Annotated in this window: 13 protein-coding genes; 5 read left to right on the plus strand and 8 right to left on the minus strand. The window is 59.2% G+C overall.

Going from position 1 to position 15,008, the window contains the following annotated elements; translation table 11 throughout:
• Nucleotides 1-32: 32 nt before the first annotated feature.
• Nucleotides 33-506 carry a Dps family protein gene (locus tag ACP7B3_RS20425; protein ID WP_003193874.1) on the minus strand — a complete coding sequence of 158 codons (474 nt, stop codon included), beginning with the start codon at nucleotides 504-506 and terminating at the stop codon, nucleotides 33-35.
• Between the two features lie 455 nt (nucleotides 507-961).
• On the opposite strand from ACP7B3_RS20425, the gene ACP7B3_RS20430 reads away from it, so the two are divergent.
• Nucleotides 962-1,564 (plus strand): cold-shock protein, encoded by a 603-nt coding sequence (locus tag ACP7B3_RS20430; protein ID WP_106578384.1) that lies wholly within the window; start codon nucleotides 962-964, stop codon nucleotides 1,562-1,564.
• Between the two features lie 66 nt (nucleotides 1,565-1,630).
• Here the strand turns inward: ACP7B3_RS20430 and ACP7B3_RS20435 are convergent, their stop codons facing one another.
• Both ACP7B3_RS20435 and ACP7B3_RS20440 read right to left on the minus strand, forming a co-directional pair.
• Nucleotides 1,631-1,837 (minus strand): SlyX family protein, encoded by a 207-nt coding sequence (locus ACP7B3_RS20435; RefSeq protein ID WP_005790924.1) that lies wholly within the window; start codon nucleotides 1,835-1,837, stop codon nucleotides 1,631-1,633.
• Nucleotides 1,838-1,840: 3 nt separating this feature from the next.
• On the minus strand, nucleotides 1,841-2,266 hold the full coding sequence (locus ACP7B3_RS20440) for an HIT domain-containing protein (RefSeq protein ID WP_145165357.1): 426 nt from the start codon (nucleotides 2,264-2,266) through the stop codon (nucleotides 1,841-1,843).
• A 742-nt stretch (nucleotides 2,267-3,008) separates the two neighbouring features.
• Here ACP7B3_RS20440 and ACP7B3_RS20445 point away from each other — a divergent pair.
• Nucleotides 3,009-4,280, plus strand: a complete 1,272-nt coding sequence (locus ACP7B3_RS20445; RefSeq protein WP_145165359.1) for an OprD family porin — start codon at nucleotides 3,009-3,011, stop codon at nucleotides 4,278-4,280.
• 189 nt (nucleotides 4,281-4,469) lie between these two features.
• Here the strand turns inward: ACP7B3_RS20445 and ACP7B3_RS20450 are convergent, their stop codons facing one another.
• Together ACP7B3_RS20450 and ACP7B3_RS20455 are read right to left on the minus strand one after the other, a co-directional pair.
• On the minus strand, nucleotides 4,470-5,312 hold the full coding sequence (locus tag ACP7B3_RS20450; RefSeq protein WP_369302091.1) for a mechanosensitive ion channel family protein: 843 nt from the start codon (nucleotides 5,310-5,312) through the stop codon (nucleotides 4,470-4,472).
• A gap of 136 nt (nucleotides 5,313-5,448) precedes the next feature.
• The gene (locus ACP7B3_RS20455; RefSeq protein ID WP_003193880.1) at nucleotides 5,449-5,934 is read right to left on the minus strand and encodes a YajQ family cyclic di-GMP-binding protein; all 486 of its coding nucleotides are present in this window, start codon (nucleotides 5,932-5,934) and stop codon (nucleotides 5,449-5,451) included.
• Nucleotides 5,935-6,057: 123 nt separating this feature from the next.
• Between ACP7B3_RS20455 and ACP7B3_RS20460 the strand changes: the two genes are divergently transcribed.
• Genes ACP7B3_RS20460 through ACP7B3_RS20470 form a run of 3 tightly spaced genes read left to right on the plus strand, consistent with a single transcriptional unit; the run spans nucleotide 6,058 to nucleotide 9,639 of the window.
• Nucleotides 6,058-6,975, plus strand: a complete 918-nt coding sequence (locus tag ACP7B3_RS20460; protein ID WP_426180510.1) for a putative 2-dehydropantoate 2-reductase — start codon at nucleotides 6,058-6,060, stop codon at nucleotides 6,973-6,975.
• A 46-nt stretch (nucleotides 6,976-7,021) separates the two neighbouring features.
• The gene (locus ACP7B3_RS20465; RefSeq protein ID WP_145165365.1) at nucleotides 7,022-9,058 is read left to right on the plus strand and encodes a sensor histidine kinase; all 2,037 of its coding nucleotides are present in this window, start codon (nucleotides 7,022-7,024) and stop codon (nucleotides 9,056-9,058) included.
• 2 nt (nucleotides 9,059-9,060) lie between these two features.
• Nucleotides 9,061-9,639: a cob(I)yrinic acid a,c-diamide adenosyltransferase gene (locus ACP7B3_RS20470; protein ID WP_262209776.1), complete on the plus strand. Its 579-nt coding sequence runs from the start codon at nucleotides 9,061-9,063 to the stop codon at nucleotides 9,637-9,639.
• 127 nt (nucleotides 9,640-9,766) lie between these two features.
• Here ACP7B3_RS20470 and ACP7B3_RS20475 read toward each other — a convergent pair whose 3' ends face one another.
• The 3 genes from ACP7B3_RS20475 to secA form a co-directional block, all read right to left on the minus strand.
• Entirely contained in the window at nucleotides 9,767-10,711 is a 945-nt protein-coding gene (locus ACP7B3_RS20475) for a Nudix family hydrolase (RefSeq protein WP_426180512.1), read from the minus strand.
• A 20-nt stretch (nucleotides 10,712-10,731) separates the two neighbouring features.
• On the minus strand, nucleotides 10,732-11,949 hold the full coding sequence (argJ, locus tag ACP7B3_RS20480) for a bifunctional glutamate N-acetyltransferase/amino-acid acetyltransferase ArgJ (protein ID WP_426180514.1): 1,218 nt from the start codon (nucleotides 11,947-11,949) through the stop codon (nucleotides 10,732-10,734).
• A 124-nt stretch (nucleotides 11,950-12,073) separates the two neighbouring features.
• On the minus strand, nucleotides 12,074-14,809 hold the full coding sequence (gene secA, locus ACP7B3_RS20485) for a preprotein translocase subunit SecA (protein ID WP_106578375.1): 2,736 nt from the start codon (nucleotides 14,807-14,809) through the stop codon (nucleotides 12,074-12,076).
• Nucleotides 14,810-15,008 lie beyond the last annotated feature (199 nt).

Below are 15,008 nucleotides of genomic sequence, written 5' to 3' on the forward strand. Positions count from 1 at the left end.
GCACCACTCGGTTTGCTTTTGGAACTGAACCGTTACTGGTTTTCGAGCAGGGAGCGCAGCATCCACGCCGTTTTTTCGTGAACCTGCATACGCTGGGTCAGCAGATCGGCGGTCGGCTCATCGCTGACCTTATCGAGCAACGGGAAGATACCGCGCGCGGTGCGGGTCACAGCTTCCTGGCCCGCCACCAATTGCTTGATCATCTCTTCTGCGCTGGGCACACCCTCTTCTTCCTTGATCGAAGACAGACGGGCGTAGATCGAATAGGCACCCGGCGCCGGGAAACCCAGGGCACGGATACGCTCGGCAATGGAATCCACCGCCAACGCGAGTTCGTTGTACTGCTCTTCAAACATCAAGTGCAGCGTACGAAACATAGGGCCGGTGACGTTCCAATGGAAGTTGTGGGTCTTCAAATACAGTACATAGGTATCGGACAGCAGCCGTGAAAGCCCATCGACGATGGATTTACGATCTTCTTCACTGATACCAATATCGATTGCCATGTTTTTCCCCTTCAATTGACGAGCATTCATTGATCAGGTGCAGGACCACTCTAGCAAGAGTGCAGGCCGTGTGCAGCCCGACACACGCAACTGGCGTGCGGCAAATCGCCCCTCTGCATGACAGGTTTGCTACACCCAGCAGCCCTAGGTCAATCGGCGGCGCGCAGGCCTCAGCCTCAAGTAGGAAAACGCCCAAAATGCCGCCGAAAAATCCCGCACCTGTCTAGGACAAGTGTTTGAAGCAGAAATGCCATCGCGCCTGCAACACCCCGAAATGCTTGATTTGAGTAGGCACAGCCTTTGCTGTTAAATAGACGGCGTGTGGTTGCCGTTAATTTGCGCGGCACACCACATAGGCTGATACCCGTGCACGTGCCCAACGCCTCCCATTGTTCAGAAGCGAACCGTGCCCGTCAGCTCTTCCTTGTGATCCTTCTTAACGTGAGTTAATCAAAATGTTGAAAATCGTCCACCTGCTAACGGGCGTTGCAGCGTTGCTGCTGTCCTTTATACCGAGCTTGCAACAGGGAAGCCCTCCCTACCTGGAACAACACGACGCTCTGTACCTGGCCTTGTTCGGCCTTCTTAACCTGACGCTGGCACCGGTGATCCCGTACTGGAACAAAGGCACACGTCATCAACTGCAAAACCTGGTCAGCGCGCTGCTGGTACTGACCGTTGTCGTTCAAACCCTCACCCTCCTGGCACCTATGCCTGAAGTCGGCGGCCACCCGGCTATCCTGCTCAGCCTGGTGATTGCTGTGGTCGCTATCGTTCTTCACCTGGCCATCAGCTTCTACCGCTCGTCCCCAGCGGCCGCGACGCAAAACTACGACATGACCAACCGGGATACCGGTACCGTGAAGTGGTTCAACACCTCCAAAGGCTTCGGCTTTATTTCCCGCGATTCGGGCGACGATATCTTCGTCCACTTCCGGGCCATCCGTGGCGAAGGCCACCGCGTTCTGGTCGAAGGCCAGCGCGTGGAGTTCTCCGTCATGAACCGTGACAAAGGCCTGCAAGCCGAAGACGTGATCGCGGCATTGCCGCGTCGCTGATACTTTTCTCGGCGTAAAAAAACCGCGATCCAGCCCTGCTGGGTCGCGGTTTTTTTATGGCGCGCATTAATAATGTGGCGGCGGCGCTTCTTCTTCGGATGACTCGAACTGGCCACCCATTTCTTCCTGACGCTTGAGCAGCGCCGTCATCTGCAGCTGCAGGCGCTCTACCGCCCGCTGCTGGGTGACCAGAATGTCATTGAGGGTCTCGATGGTGTCGTCCTGAAAGGCCAGGCGGCTTTCCAGGTCGGTGACGCGTTCTTGCAGATCCATAATTCAGTCCTGGCTAAAGATGAAGCCGGCAGGCAATAAAGCGCGCAGGCGGGCGCGTATCGCCGTTACTTGCTCTTCGGTGTACGGCCGGGCCGGATGCTTGCCCCAGACCGGTGCAGGCCAGGCGGCATCATCACGCTTGCGCACGATCACGTGCACGTGCAACTGGCTGACCACGTTACCCAGCGCACCAATGTTCATCTTGTCGGCTGCCCACCCTTCGTTCAACAACGCCGCCAGGGCGGTTGTTTCCTGCCACAGGGTTTGCTGATCGGCGACATCCAGCTGAAACACTTCACTGATACCGTCAATGCGCGGCACCAGGATGAACCACGGGTAATTCGAGTCATTGGACAGCAGCAGGCGGCAGAGCGGGAAGTCCCCAATAGCCAGTGTGTCTTGTTGCAGGCGTTGGTCTAAGGCGAACACGCGGGCACTCCGTTTGGCAGGTCAATTTCAGGTGCCCAGCATACCTTTGAATGCGCAACGCTTCACGGCGAATGCGCAAAGCCTCGATGCATGCGGATAAAAAACGTGCCCCCTTTAGAGGCAAGCGAATATTTGAGCTACGCTGAATCGGGCCTCGACGGAATGCACCAAAATGACCCACCCGTGCCTCAAAGGGATCCGCCGATTACCCACTCATGAGGGTCAACCGGTAACGTTTTTACCTGGTACAGGATTTATGCAGCCCTTCAGAGGTGTAACGCCTGGGCGTCAAGCCCAAACCAAACGGCGTAAAAAGCCCGTGCTTATGCGGTTTTTACACTCCCGTAACGTTTTTCACGAAAAAATGACATTTGGTTACCGCTTTGTGCACGCTTGTTGCATTCACCCCACTATCGTCGGCAACAGCGCCCGTTTGGAAGCAGGTGTTTCGCGATAAAAACACAAGCGATTGAGTGCGTATCACGGAAGATTTCAAACTTCGAAAGCGGTCTGAAAACAGCACTTAAGTTGTCAGCCTGGTTACAGTCGGGCTGTGAATTTGCGACATGGAAATAGCAATTTACGACAGCCTCGTAAAGAAGCTGAAAGGATAGATGGGTAAGTATCGTCAATAGGGTCCGCGTGATATAACTTTGCGCCGACACAAAAAAGAAAGAGCCGCCCAGATAAAAATACAGGTGGGACGGCAGTACTCTTCCTAAAACCAAAGGAGCAAATCACGATGCGCGTGATGAAGTGGAGCATGATCGCCCTGGCTGTTTCAGCAGGCACCTCGCAGTTCGCAATGGCGTCCGCCCAGGACGATTCCAAGGGCTTTGTTGAAGACAGTACTTTCAGCATCAACACTCGTTTGCTGAACTTCAGCCGCGACTTCCGTAACAACGACACCGGCAAAAGCCGTGTAGACGAAACTGGCCTGGGCTTCAACGGCCTGTTCCAGTCGGGCTACACCCAAGGCACCATCGGCGTCGGTGTTGATGTGATCGGCCTGCTGGGCGTGAAACTCGACAGCGGCAAGGGTCGTTCGGGCACAGGCCTGTTCCCTACCGGTGCAGACGGCCGCTCGCAAGACGACTACTCCAAAGGCGGCGGCGCTGTTAAGTTCCGCATCTCCGACACCGTGCTCAAAGTCGGCGACCAGTACACCACCGCGCCGGTCTTCGCCTCCGATGACAGCCGCTTGCTGCCAGAGCTGCCGCAAGGTATCTCGATCACCAGCAACGAGATCAAGGGCCTGAAACTCGAAGGTGGTCACTTCACCTCCAGCGTGGCACAAGCACAGACTTACCGTGACAGCCTGGGCCTGACCAAAACCGACTTCATCGGTGGTGTCTACGCCCTGACTCCAGAAGTCAGCGCCAGCCTTTACTACGCGAAGACTGAAGACTACTGGAAGAAAACCTACGCCAACCTGAACTGGACTCACGCGCTGAGCAACGAACAGTCCCTGGCCGTTGACTTCAACATCTACAGCACCAAGAGCGACGGCGCCGGCCTGCAACGCGCAGAAAAAGACGGCACCACCAAACTGGACAACCGTGCCTACAGCTTGCAAGGCGCGTACACCATCCAGGCTCACACGTTCACCCTGGCCTACCAAAAAGTCAGCGGTGACGGTGACTACGGCTACGGCGTAGACGGCGGCGGCACGATTTTCCTGGCCAACTCCATCGCCCGTTCCGACTTCAACGCTGAAGACGAGAAATCGTTCCAGGCTCGTTATGACCTGAACATGGCCACCTTCGGCGTGCCAGGCCTGAGCTTCATGACTCGCTACGTTAAAGGTACCGGCGCTAACACCGCAGAGACCTCTAACGGCAAAGAGTGGGAACGTGACATCGAAGCCAAGTACGTGATTCAGAGCGGTCCAGCAAAAGACCTGAGCCTGCGCGTGCGTCAAGCGACCTATCGTTCGTCTGATGGCGTGTACTACGGTTCGGCGTCTATCGACGAACTGCGTCTGATCGCGCAATACCCGCTGAACATCTTGTAATTGCCAGTTTGATTACAACGATGGCTTAAGGCCTCGGCCTTAAATAAAAAGCCGCTCCCCTGTTTGCAAGGGAGCGGCTTTTTTATTGCAGTTTTATTTCTTTGGAAAAATAACTAGCAAGCTAACTAACGAGATTAACTGCGCGCATCGAACCTGACCATTCGGCCAAGTTCGATACGTTGCGCTTAGTTATTTCGCAGCCGGTTCCTGCATTACTCGAATAACGCGCTGTGGAAACGGAATATCAATGCCCGCGCCTTTCAAACGATCACGCGCCAGTTCATTAAGCATGAACACCACGTCCCAGTAATCGGAAGTCTTGGTCCAGCAGCGCAAAGACACGGTGATCGAACTGTCACCCAAGGTCGACACCACAGCAACTGCCGCAGGATCTGCCAATACACGCGGGTCTTTCGCCAGCTCCAACAGCACTTCGCGAGCCTTCTGCAGGTCGGCTTCATAGTCGACACCCACGTCAAACACCACCTTGCGGGTCGGCTGACGGTTGGTGTTGGTGATGATGCCGTTGGACAGGATGCCGTTAGGCACGATCACGGTTTTGTTGTCGCCGGTACGCAGCACGGTGTGGAAGATCTGAATACTGTCGACGGTCCCGGATGTGCCCTGGGCCTCGATCCAGTCACCGATGCGGAATGGGCGGAACAGCAGAATCAGCACACCGCCGGCGAAGTTGGCCAGGCTGCCTTGCAACGCCAGGCCGATGGCCAGGGTAGCCGCACCGATGGCGGCGACGAACGAGGTGGTTGCCACGCCGATCATCGAGGCCACGCTGACAATCAGCATGACTTTCAATGCGATGTTGGCAAGGCTGGTGATGAAGTGCTGCAGCGCCAGGTCCGCATTGCGGATGGCCAGCAAGCGCCCCACGCGGTGGGTAAATACGTTAATCAGCCACCAGCCGATGGCCAGGGTTATCACTGCCAGCAACACCCGGCTGCCGTATTCCATAATCATCGGGATCCAGGACTGCGAGGTCTTGATCAGGTGATCCACTTCAGCGTTCAAATCCATCTATCTTCTCCTGTTGCGCGGATGTGCGGCTTGATTGAATGCCATAAAACGCAAATGAGCCCCGTGGGGCTCAAGTGTAGGCACAGACTCTGGGGCGTGGGACGTCAAAAACACCCACAGGTTCCGCGAAGTGCCATCAGTCGCGGAAGTTATTGAACTGCAGTGGCATGTCGAAGGTCTTGGCGCGCAGGGCAGCGATTGCCTCTTGCAGATCGTCACGCTTCTTGCCGGTCACGCGAACCTGTTCACCCTGGATGGCGGCTTGGACTTTCAGCTTGGCATCCTTGATGTGCGCGACGATCTTCTTCGCCAGCTCTTTGTCGATGCCTTCCTTGAGCACGGCTTCCTGCTTCATCAGCTTGCCGGAGGCGTAGGCGTCCTTGACTTCAAGGCACTGCACGTCGATCTTGCGCTTGACCAGGGCCAGCTTGAGAATCTCGATCATCGCTTCCAGCTGGAAATCGGCTTCAGCGGTCAGGTTGACGGTCAGTTCCTTTTCCTTGAACTCGAAGCTGCCCTTGCCTTTCAAGTCATAGCGACGGTCCAGTTCCTTGACGGCGTTCTCGACGGCGTTGGTGACTTCGTGTTTGTCCAGTTCGGATACCACGTCGAACGAAGGCATGTCATTTCTCCAATATAAGGGGCGGGCTCAGTAGAGATGGAGCGCGCCCAAGCTAAAATGCCGAGGCATTATAGCGGTTCTTTCGCCCTGTTCACTGTGAGCGACCCTACGGAGCACAAACTCATGTCGACTACCTGGCACATTCTCGGCGCCGGCAGCCTGGGCACACTGTGGGCCACACGCCTGTCGCGCGCGGGCGTGCCCGTGCGGCTGATCCTGCGGGATGAGGCGCGCCTTTCCAGCTACCGGCAGGCAAAAGGCCTGACGCTGGTAGAGCATGGCGTAGCACACACCTACCCAGTGATCGGCGAAACGCCCCACAGCCAAGAACCCATTCATCGTCTGCTGGTGGCGTGCAAAGCCTACGACGCCGAAACCGCCATCGCACAGCTGCAACACCGGCTGGTACCGGACGCCGAACTGATCCTGTTGCAAAACGGCCTGGGCAGCCAGGACGCCGTGGCCGCGCAGCTGCCGCAAGCCCGTTGCATCTTTGCCTCCAGCACCGAAGGCGCGTTCCGCGACGGCGATTGGCGCGTGGTCTTTGCCGGCCATGGCTACACCTGGCTGGGGGACGCGGGCCACCCGACGCCACCGCTGTGGCTGGACGACCTGCACGCCGCCGGCATTCCCCACGAATGGAGCACCGATATTCTCACCCGCCTGTGGCGCAAGCTGGCGCTCAATTGCGCGATCAACCCGTTGACCGTGCTCTACCAGTGCCGCAACGGCGGTCTGCAAGACCACCAATGCGAAGTGGCGACCTTGTGCGCCGAATTGACCGAGTTGCTCGAGTGCTGCGGTCAACCGGCCGCCGCCGAGGCGTTGCACAGCGAAGTAGAACGCGTCGTCCACGCGACGGCGGCCAACTACTCCTCCATGTATCAGGACGTGGCCAACGCCCGACGCACCGAAATCAGCTACCTGCTGGGCTACGCTTGCCTGGCGGCGGCCCGCCATCAGTTGGTCCTGCCGCATCTGCAACAGCTGCAAGCGCGGCTGATCGACCACTTACGCGCACGCGGATTGGCCACCGACTGAGGCACGCGCTACCCTGCCTACCTGTCTATCACCTGGGAAAACCCTGATGCCACTGCGCCAGCGTCTTGAAAATCTACCGGTAGGGCAGAAACTGCTGGCCGCCCTGCTGGTGTTGTTGACCACCGTGTTGTTGGTGGCCAATCTGACGTTTATCAGCGCCGCTTACTGGATCTCCCAGGAAAGCATGGCCCCGCAGGCGTTGCAGGCCATCGGTCGCCTGGTGTCCAACCCCGCCCTCGCCGCCGAAGCCCTCGAATCCCCGGCCAAGGCCGACGCCCTGCTCAGCGAATTGACCAGCTACTCGCCACTACGCGCCGCCGCTTTGTACGACGGCGAAGGCACCCGCCTGGCCCAAATGCAACACGGCAACCGCCTGCACCTGCCGGACAACTACCGGCATATCGAGGCCTGGCGCGTCACCGAATTTCGCAGCAACCAGGTCATCACCCTGCCCCGCGCCGGCCAGCCTCCGGGACATTTACTGTTGGTGGCTAGCAGCGAGCTACCCGTGGCGTTCTATACCGGCACGCTGACAGCCAGCCTGGGCATCCTGATTTTCAGTGTGCTGCTCTGGCTGGTCATCGCCCGGCAGATCAAACGCTTGATCACCCGCCCGATTCACGAACTCGAAGAACTCTCGCGCCAGGTGACCCGCGAAGAAAACTACGCCCTGCGTGCCGGGCGCGGCAACCATGATGAAATCGGCAGCCTGGCCGAAGCGTTCAACACCATGCTGTCGCGCATCGAAGCCCGCGAGCATCAGCTCAAGCGAGCGCGGGACGACTCCCAGGCCGCCTACGCCCAAGCCCAGGGCCTGGCCGAAGAGACGCGCCACACCAACCGCAAGCTGGAACTCGAGGTGCAGGTTCGCAGCAAGATCGAGAAAAAACTCACGGGTTTCCAGAATTACCTGAACAGCATTATCGACTCGATGCCTTCTGCGCTGATCGCCCTGGACGAACAACTCTACGTCACCCAGTGGAATCAGGAAGCCACTGCGCTTTCCGGCACGCGCCTGGACGAAGCGCTGAACCAGCCGATCTTCCTCGCGTTCCAGCCGCTCAAGCCCTACCTGCCGCAAATCAAGGCCACGGTTGAGCAACACACGGTTGAACGCATTGAGCGCGTCACCTGGATAAAGGATGACGAGGCCAAGCATTACGCCCTGACCTTTTACCCCTTGATGGGCGGCGCCGGGCGCGGGGTGGTGATCCGTATCGACGACATCACCCAGCGCTTGTCCCTGGAAGAAATGATGGTGCAGTCGGAGAAAATGCTCTCCGTCGGCGGCCTGGCCGCGGGCATGGCCCACGAAATCAACAACCCGCTCGGGGCGATCCTGCACAACGTGCAGAACATCCGCCGCCGCCTGTCCCCCGACCTGCCGAAGAACCTGGAACACGCGGAACAGGCGGGCATCGAACTGGAGGTGGTCAACCGCTACCTGCAGGGCCGCGAAGTCCCGCAATTGCTCGATGGCATCCAGCAAGCCGGCGCACGCGCGGCGAAGATCGTCACGCATATGCTCAGTTTCAGCCGCCGCAGCAATCGCCAAATGGCGCCTTGCGATTTGCCAGCACTGATCGACCAGGCGGTGGAAATTGCCGGCAATGACTTCGACCTGACGATCGGCTTCGACTTCAAGGGCCAGGCAATCATCCGCCAATTCGACCCGCAGCTCGGCCCGGTGCCCGGCACCGCCAACGAACTGGAACAGGTACTGCTCAACCTGTTGAAAAACGCCGCCCAGGCCATTCACCTGCGTGAAGACGACCGCGAGCCCGGGCGCATTATTTTACGTACCCGCCTCAACCCGCCCTGGGCGGAGATCCAGGTGGAAGACAATGGCATCGGCATGAGCGAAAACGTGCGCAAACGCACGTTCGAGCCGTTCTTCACCACCAAGGAAATCGGCCAAGGCACCGGGCTGGGGCTGTCGGTGTCGTATTTCATCGTCACCAATAACCACAAAGGCCAGATGGAAGTGCACTCCACCCTCGGCCAAGGCACCTGCTTCACCCTGCGCCTGCCGCTGGCCGGCAGCCAAATGCCACCCTTTGACCTGACTCAACTGGAGCAATAACCATGGGCTTTCGCCTGTCGAAGATCTACACCCGTACCGGCGACACAGGCGAGACCGGCCTGGGCGACGGCCGTCGCGTGCCCAAGGACCACCCGCGGGTGGAAGCCATCGGCGAGGTGGACACGCTCAACAGCCAGTTGGGTTTACTGCTGGCCAGCCTTGAAGAGCAGAGCGGCAAGCATCCGCAACTGAACGACGTGATTGAGGTGCTTACCCCTTGCCAGCATCGGTTGTTCGACTTGGGCGGTGAGCTGGCGATGCCGGTGTACAAGGCATTGAATGCGGCCGAAGTTGATCGGCTGGAAGCAGCGATTGATCGCTGGAATGAGGAAGTCGGGCCGCTGGAAAACTTCATCTTGCCCGGTGGTTCCGCGCTGATCGCCCAAGCCCACGTGTGCCGCAGCCTGGCGCGCAGTGCGGAACGGCGGTGTCAGCAGTTGAATGCGATTGAACCGTTGGAAGGCGTGGGGTTGGCGTACATCAATCGGTTGTCGGATTTGTTGTTTGTGGCGGCACGGGTGATTGCCAAGCGCCAGGGTGTGGCTGAGGTGTTGTGGCAGGCGGCGGCTAAGCCACACTGAGTTTTTGGGGTGACTGATCTGGCCCCTTCGCGCGCAAGCCCGCTCCCACAGTTGACTGCATTCCAACATTGGAACCCGGTCGACTGTGGGAGCGGGCTTGCTCGCGAAGAGGCCCGTCAGATCAACATCAAACCTGCGGCCAAAACGCCCGAATACCTGCCACACCCTGAGCCCCAGCGGCCCACGCCTGCTCCCGCTCAGCCGGCCCTACGCCGCCGAGCAAAAACACCGGCTTGCTGAACCCACGGATCAACTCGGCCGCCTGCTCCCACCCCAATGGCTGAGCATCCGGGTGCGTCTGGGTCGGCTGCACCGGTGACAGCGTGACAAAATCCACGTCCATCATTTCCGCCAGCGCCAGTTCTTCAGCGTTGTGGCAGGAGGCCGCCAACCAGCGATCCTTCGGCAGTGGGCGTCCCTTGCTCGCGTATTTACGCAACTGCGCCGACGTCATGTGCCAGCCGGCCGCCGGGAAATCCCCCAGCCACTCAAACGGGCCCTTGAGCATCAATTGCGCCTTGCCGGCACACAGGCCAACGGCGTCCACCGCCAGGTCACGGTACTTAGGGTCGTAACCATTGGGCGCACGCAGCTGAACCAGCTTGATGCCCCCGGCAATCGCCTTCTGAATACCACGTAGCAAGGTCGGGGTTTCCAGCTCGCCCGGGGTAATCAGGTACTCAGCCGGCAGCCGCGCCGCCGCCACGATCGGGACATTCGCCGCCGGGAACGCATAATTGATCAAGTCTCGCGGAGCCACCCATTCCAACGGCTGCCCTTCGGCACCGTGAGGCTCGCCGGTAAAGGCCGAGACTTCCCAGACATCCAGCAACACCTGCTTGTCCGGGTAATCATGCTGCACCTTGATCAGCGGGCGTGCCGTGGTGACCTGGATGCCCAGTTCTTCCTGCAATTCGCGGGACAAGGCGGCAGCAACCGATTCATCGGCCTCCACCTTGCCACCGGGAAATTCCCAGAGGCCGCCCTGATGCTGGGTATCGGCGCGGCGCGCCAGCAGGATCCTGCCATCGACACCGCGGATCACCGCTGCTGCTACATGCACTCGTTTCACCGCGCTTATCCTCTTGGCTGTCAGGTGCGGTATTCCGCATTGATCTTCACGTACTCGTGAGACAGGTCAGTGGTCCAGATCGTTTCGCTGCACTCACCGCGACCCAGTTCGATGCGGATGGTGATTTCTTCCTGCTGCATCACTGCCGAGCCCTGGGCTTCGGTGTAGGTTTCGGCGCGGGCGCCACAGCTGGCAATGCACACCTCGCCAAGGAACACGTCGATCTTGCTCACGTCCAGGTCAGGCACGCCGGCACGGCCAACGGCGGCGAGGATGCGGCCCCAGTTCGGGTCAGAGGCAAACAAGGCAGTCTTGATCAGCGGCGAGTGGGCCACGGTGTAGCCAACGTCCAGGCATTCCTGGTGGTTGGCGCCGCCGTTGACTTCCACGGTCACAAACTTGGTCGCGCCTTCGCCGTCGCGCACGATGGCCTGGGCCACGTCCATGCACACCTCGAACACCGCCTGCTTCAAGGCGGCGAACAGCGGGCCTTCGGTAGAGGTGATTTCCGGCAGGTTGGCCTGGCCGGTCGCAATCAACATGCAGCAGTCGTTGGTCGAGGTATCGCCATCGATGGTGATGCGGTTGAACGATTTGTTGGCGCCGTCCAGCATCAAGCGTTGCAGCACGTCGCGGGAGACTTTGGCGTCGGTGGCGATGTAGCCGAGCATGGTGGCCATGTTCGGGCGGATCATGCCCGCGCCTTTGCTGATGCCGGTCACGGTGATGGTCACGCCGTCGTGCACGAACTGACGGCTCGCGCCTTTTGGCAGTGTGTCGGTGGTCATGATGCCCGTGGCAGCGGCAGCCCAATTATCCACAGACAAATCATCCAGCGCGGCTTGCAGGGCACCTTCGATTTTTTCCACCGGCAGTGGCTCACCGATTACGCCGGTGGAGTAAGGCAGCACTTGGCTGGCGTCTACGCCAGTCAACTGGGCCAGCTTGGCGCAGGTGCGGGCAGCGGCCACCAGGCCAGGCTCGCCGGTGCCGGCGTTGGCGTTACCGGTGTTGGTCAGCAGGTAGCGAATCGAACCGGCCACGCGTTGTTTGGCCAGGATTACCGGCGCGGCGCAGAACGCATTGAGGGTGAATACACCGGCGACAGTCGAACCTTCGGCACAGCGCATCACCACCACATCCTTGCGCCCGGGGCGCTTGATGCCGGCCGAAGCGATACCGAGTTCAAAACCGGCAACCGGGTGCAATGTGGGCAAAGGACCAAGACCAACAGCCATGAATGCGCTCCTTAAAAATAGGTGATGTCTGTGCCGTCGCTATCGACGGTGGGAATTAATGGCAAAACGCCGCGACGGCTGATGCCGGTCGCGGCGCGGGGTGTTGCAGCGTCAGGCAAAAATCTTAGTTGATTTCGCCGTGGCAGTGTTTGAACTTCTTGCCCGAACCACACCAGCACAGTTCGTTGCGGCCCAGCTTCTGATCATTGCGAACCGGGGTTTGCGCCAAGGCCACATCGACCTCTTCGCCCAACACCTCAGGCGCTTCCAGGCCCGGTGCTTCGTCGTGCTGGAACTGCATGCGCGCAGCCAATGCTTCGGCTTCCTGGCGCAGGCGAGCTTCTTCCTCGATCGGGTCTTCGCGACGCACCTGAACGTGGGACAGCACGCGAATCGAATCGCGCTTGATCGAATCCAGCAGCTCGGAGAACAGCGTGAACGACTCGCGCTTGTACTCTTGCTTCGGGTTCTTCTGGGCGTAACCACGCAAGTGGATACCGTGACGCAAGTGGTCCATGGTCGACAGGTGGTCTTTCCACAGGTCGTCCAGCACACGCAGTACGATTTGTTTCTCGAAGGTGCGCAGCGCTTCGGCACTCGCCTGCTCTTCTTTCTCGTTGTACGCGGCCAGCAGCTCGGTCATCAGCTTTTCGCGCAGGGTTTCTTCGTACAGGTGATCGTCTTCGTCCAGCCACTGCTGAACCGGCAGGTCCACACCGAAATCGCTCTTCAACGCCGCTTCCAGACCGGCAACATCCCACTGCTCAGGCAGCGACTGTGGCGGGATATGCGCGCTGACAGTGGCGTTGAGCACGTCCTGACGGAAATCGGCAATGGTCTCGCCAATGTTGTCGGCGGCGAGCAACGTGTTACGCATGTGATAAATCACTTTACGCTGTTCGTTGTTGACGTCATCGAACTCGAGCAGTTGCTTACGAATGTCGAAGTTACGGCCTTCTACCTTGCGCTGAGCCTTCTCGATGGCGTTGGTCACCATGCGGTGCTCGATCGCTTCACCGGACTGCATGCCCAGGGCCTTCATGAAGTTCTTCACCCGATCGGAGGCGAAGATGCGCATCAGGCTGTCTTCCAGCGACAGGTAGAAACGGCTGGAACCGGCGTCACCCTGACGACCGGCACGACCACGCAGCTGGTTGTCGATACGGCGCGATTCGTGACGCTCGGAGGCGATCACCTGCAGGCCGCCGGATTCCAGCACGGCCTGATGACGTTTCTGCCAGTCAGCCTTGATCTGAGCGATCTGCTCAGGGCTCGGGTTTTCGAGCGCCGCGACTTCCACTTCCCAGTTACCGCCCAACAGGATGTCGGTACCACGACCGGCCATGTTGGTGGCAATGGTCAGTGCGCCTGGGCGACCGGCCTGAGCGATGATCTCGGCTTCTTTTTCGTGGAACTTGGCGTTGAGAACCTTGTGCTCGATGCCTTCCTTGTTGAGCAGGTTGGACACGTGCTCGGAAGTCTCGATGGTGGCAGTACCCACCAGGATCGGACGACCCTGGGCCATGCCGTCCTTGATGTCGTTGATGATTGCCGCGTATTTCTCTTCGGCCGTCAGGAACACCAGGTCGTTGTAGTCTTTACGCGCCAGCGGCTTGTTCGGTGGAATCACCATCACGGCCAGGTTGTAGATCTGGTGGAACTCGAACGCTTCGGTGTCGGCCGTACCGGTCATGCCGGACAGTTTGTTGTACAGACGGAAGTAGTTCTGGAAGGTCGTGGAGGCCAACGTCTGGCTTTCAGCCTGGATGTTGAGCCCTTCCTTGGCTTCGATGGCCTGGTGCAGGCCTTCGGACAGACGACGACCCGGCATGGTACGGCCGGTGTGTTCGTCAACCAGTACGACCTGGCCGTCCTGGACGATGTATTCGACGTTGCGATGGAACAGCTTGTGGGCGCGCAGGCCGGCATACACGTGGGTCAACAGGCCCAGGTTGTGGGCCGAGTACAGGCTTTCGCCTTCGGCCAGCTCGCCGATCTGGGTGAGCATCTCTTCGACGAACTGGTGACCGGCTTCGTTGAGTTCGACCTGACGGGTCTTCTCGTCGATGGAGAAGTGACCTTCTTTGGTCACCACGCCTTCCACTTCCTCGATGTGCTGCTCCAGACGCGGGATCAACTTGTTGATCTCGGTGTACAGGCGCGAGCTGTCTTCGGCCTGGCCGGAGATGATCAGCGGGGTACGGGCTTCGTCGATGAGGATGGAGTCGACTTCGTCGATCACGGCAAAATTGAGTTCGCGCTGGAATTTTTCTTCCATGCTGAACGCCATGTTGTCGCGCAGGTAGTCGAAACCGAATTCGTTGTTGGTGCCGTAGGTGATGTCGGCCGCGTACGCGGCGCGCTTCTCTTCCGGCGGCTGGAACGGCGTTACAACACCGACGGTCAGGCCGAGGAATTCATACAGCGGGCGCATCCAGTTGGCGTCCCGGCGAGCCAGGTAGTCGTTCACCGTCACAACGTGCACGCCCTTGCCGGACAGTGCGTTGAGGTAAACACCCAGGGTTGCCACCAGGGTCTTGCCTTCACCAGTGCGCATTTCGGCAATCATGCCTTCATGCAAGGTCATGCCGCCGATCAACTGCACGTCGAAGTGGCGCATGCCCATGACACGCTTACCGGCTTCACGGGCGACCGCAAAGGCTTCGGGAAGCAGCTTGTCGAGGGTTTCACCTTTGGCTATGCGGGCCTTGAACTCTTGGGTCTTGGCGCGCAATTGCTCGTCCGAAAGGGCAACCATCTGCTCTTCGAAGGCATTGACCAGCTGCACCGTCTTGAGCATGCGTTTAACTTCGCGCTCATTCTTGCTTCCAAAAAGTTTCTTTAACAAAGGCGCAAACATATCGGCAGGTTCTTCCACACATAGGGATGGAGGGCGCACCGTGAGTGGCCCGAGCAGCCCTCACGGCCGCATGCGAACGCGCATTCTACCCGGAATCGTGGGTGAGGAAAGTGGCGTTATTCCCCGATGCTGGCATGGCGCTGTGAGAGGGCCTGTTTAAAATAAGGGCTTTTGCTGGAACTTCAACCCATCAGGCGCA

It is taken from the genome of Pseudomonas sp. TWRC1-2, from assembly GCF_049896685.1.
In the GTDB taxonomy this organism is placed as follows: domain Bacteria; phylum Pseudomonadota; class Gammaproteobacteria; order Pseudomonadales; family Pseudomonadaceae; genus Aquipseudomonas.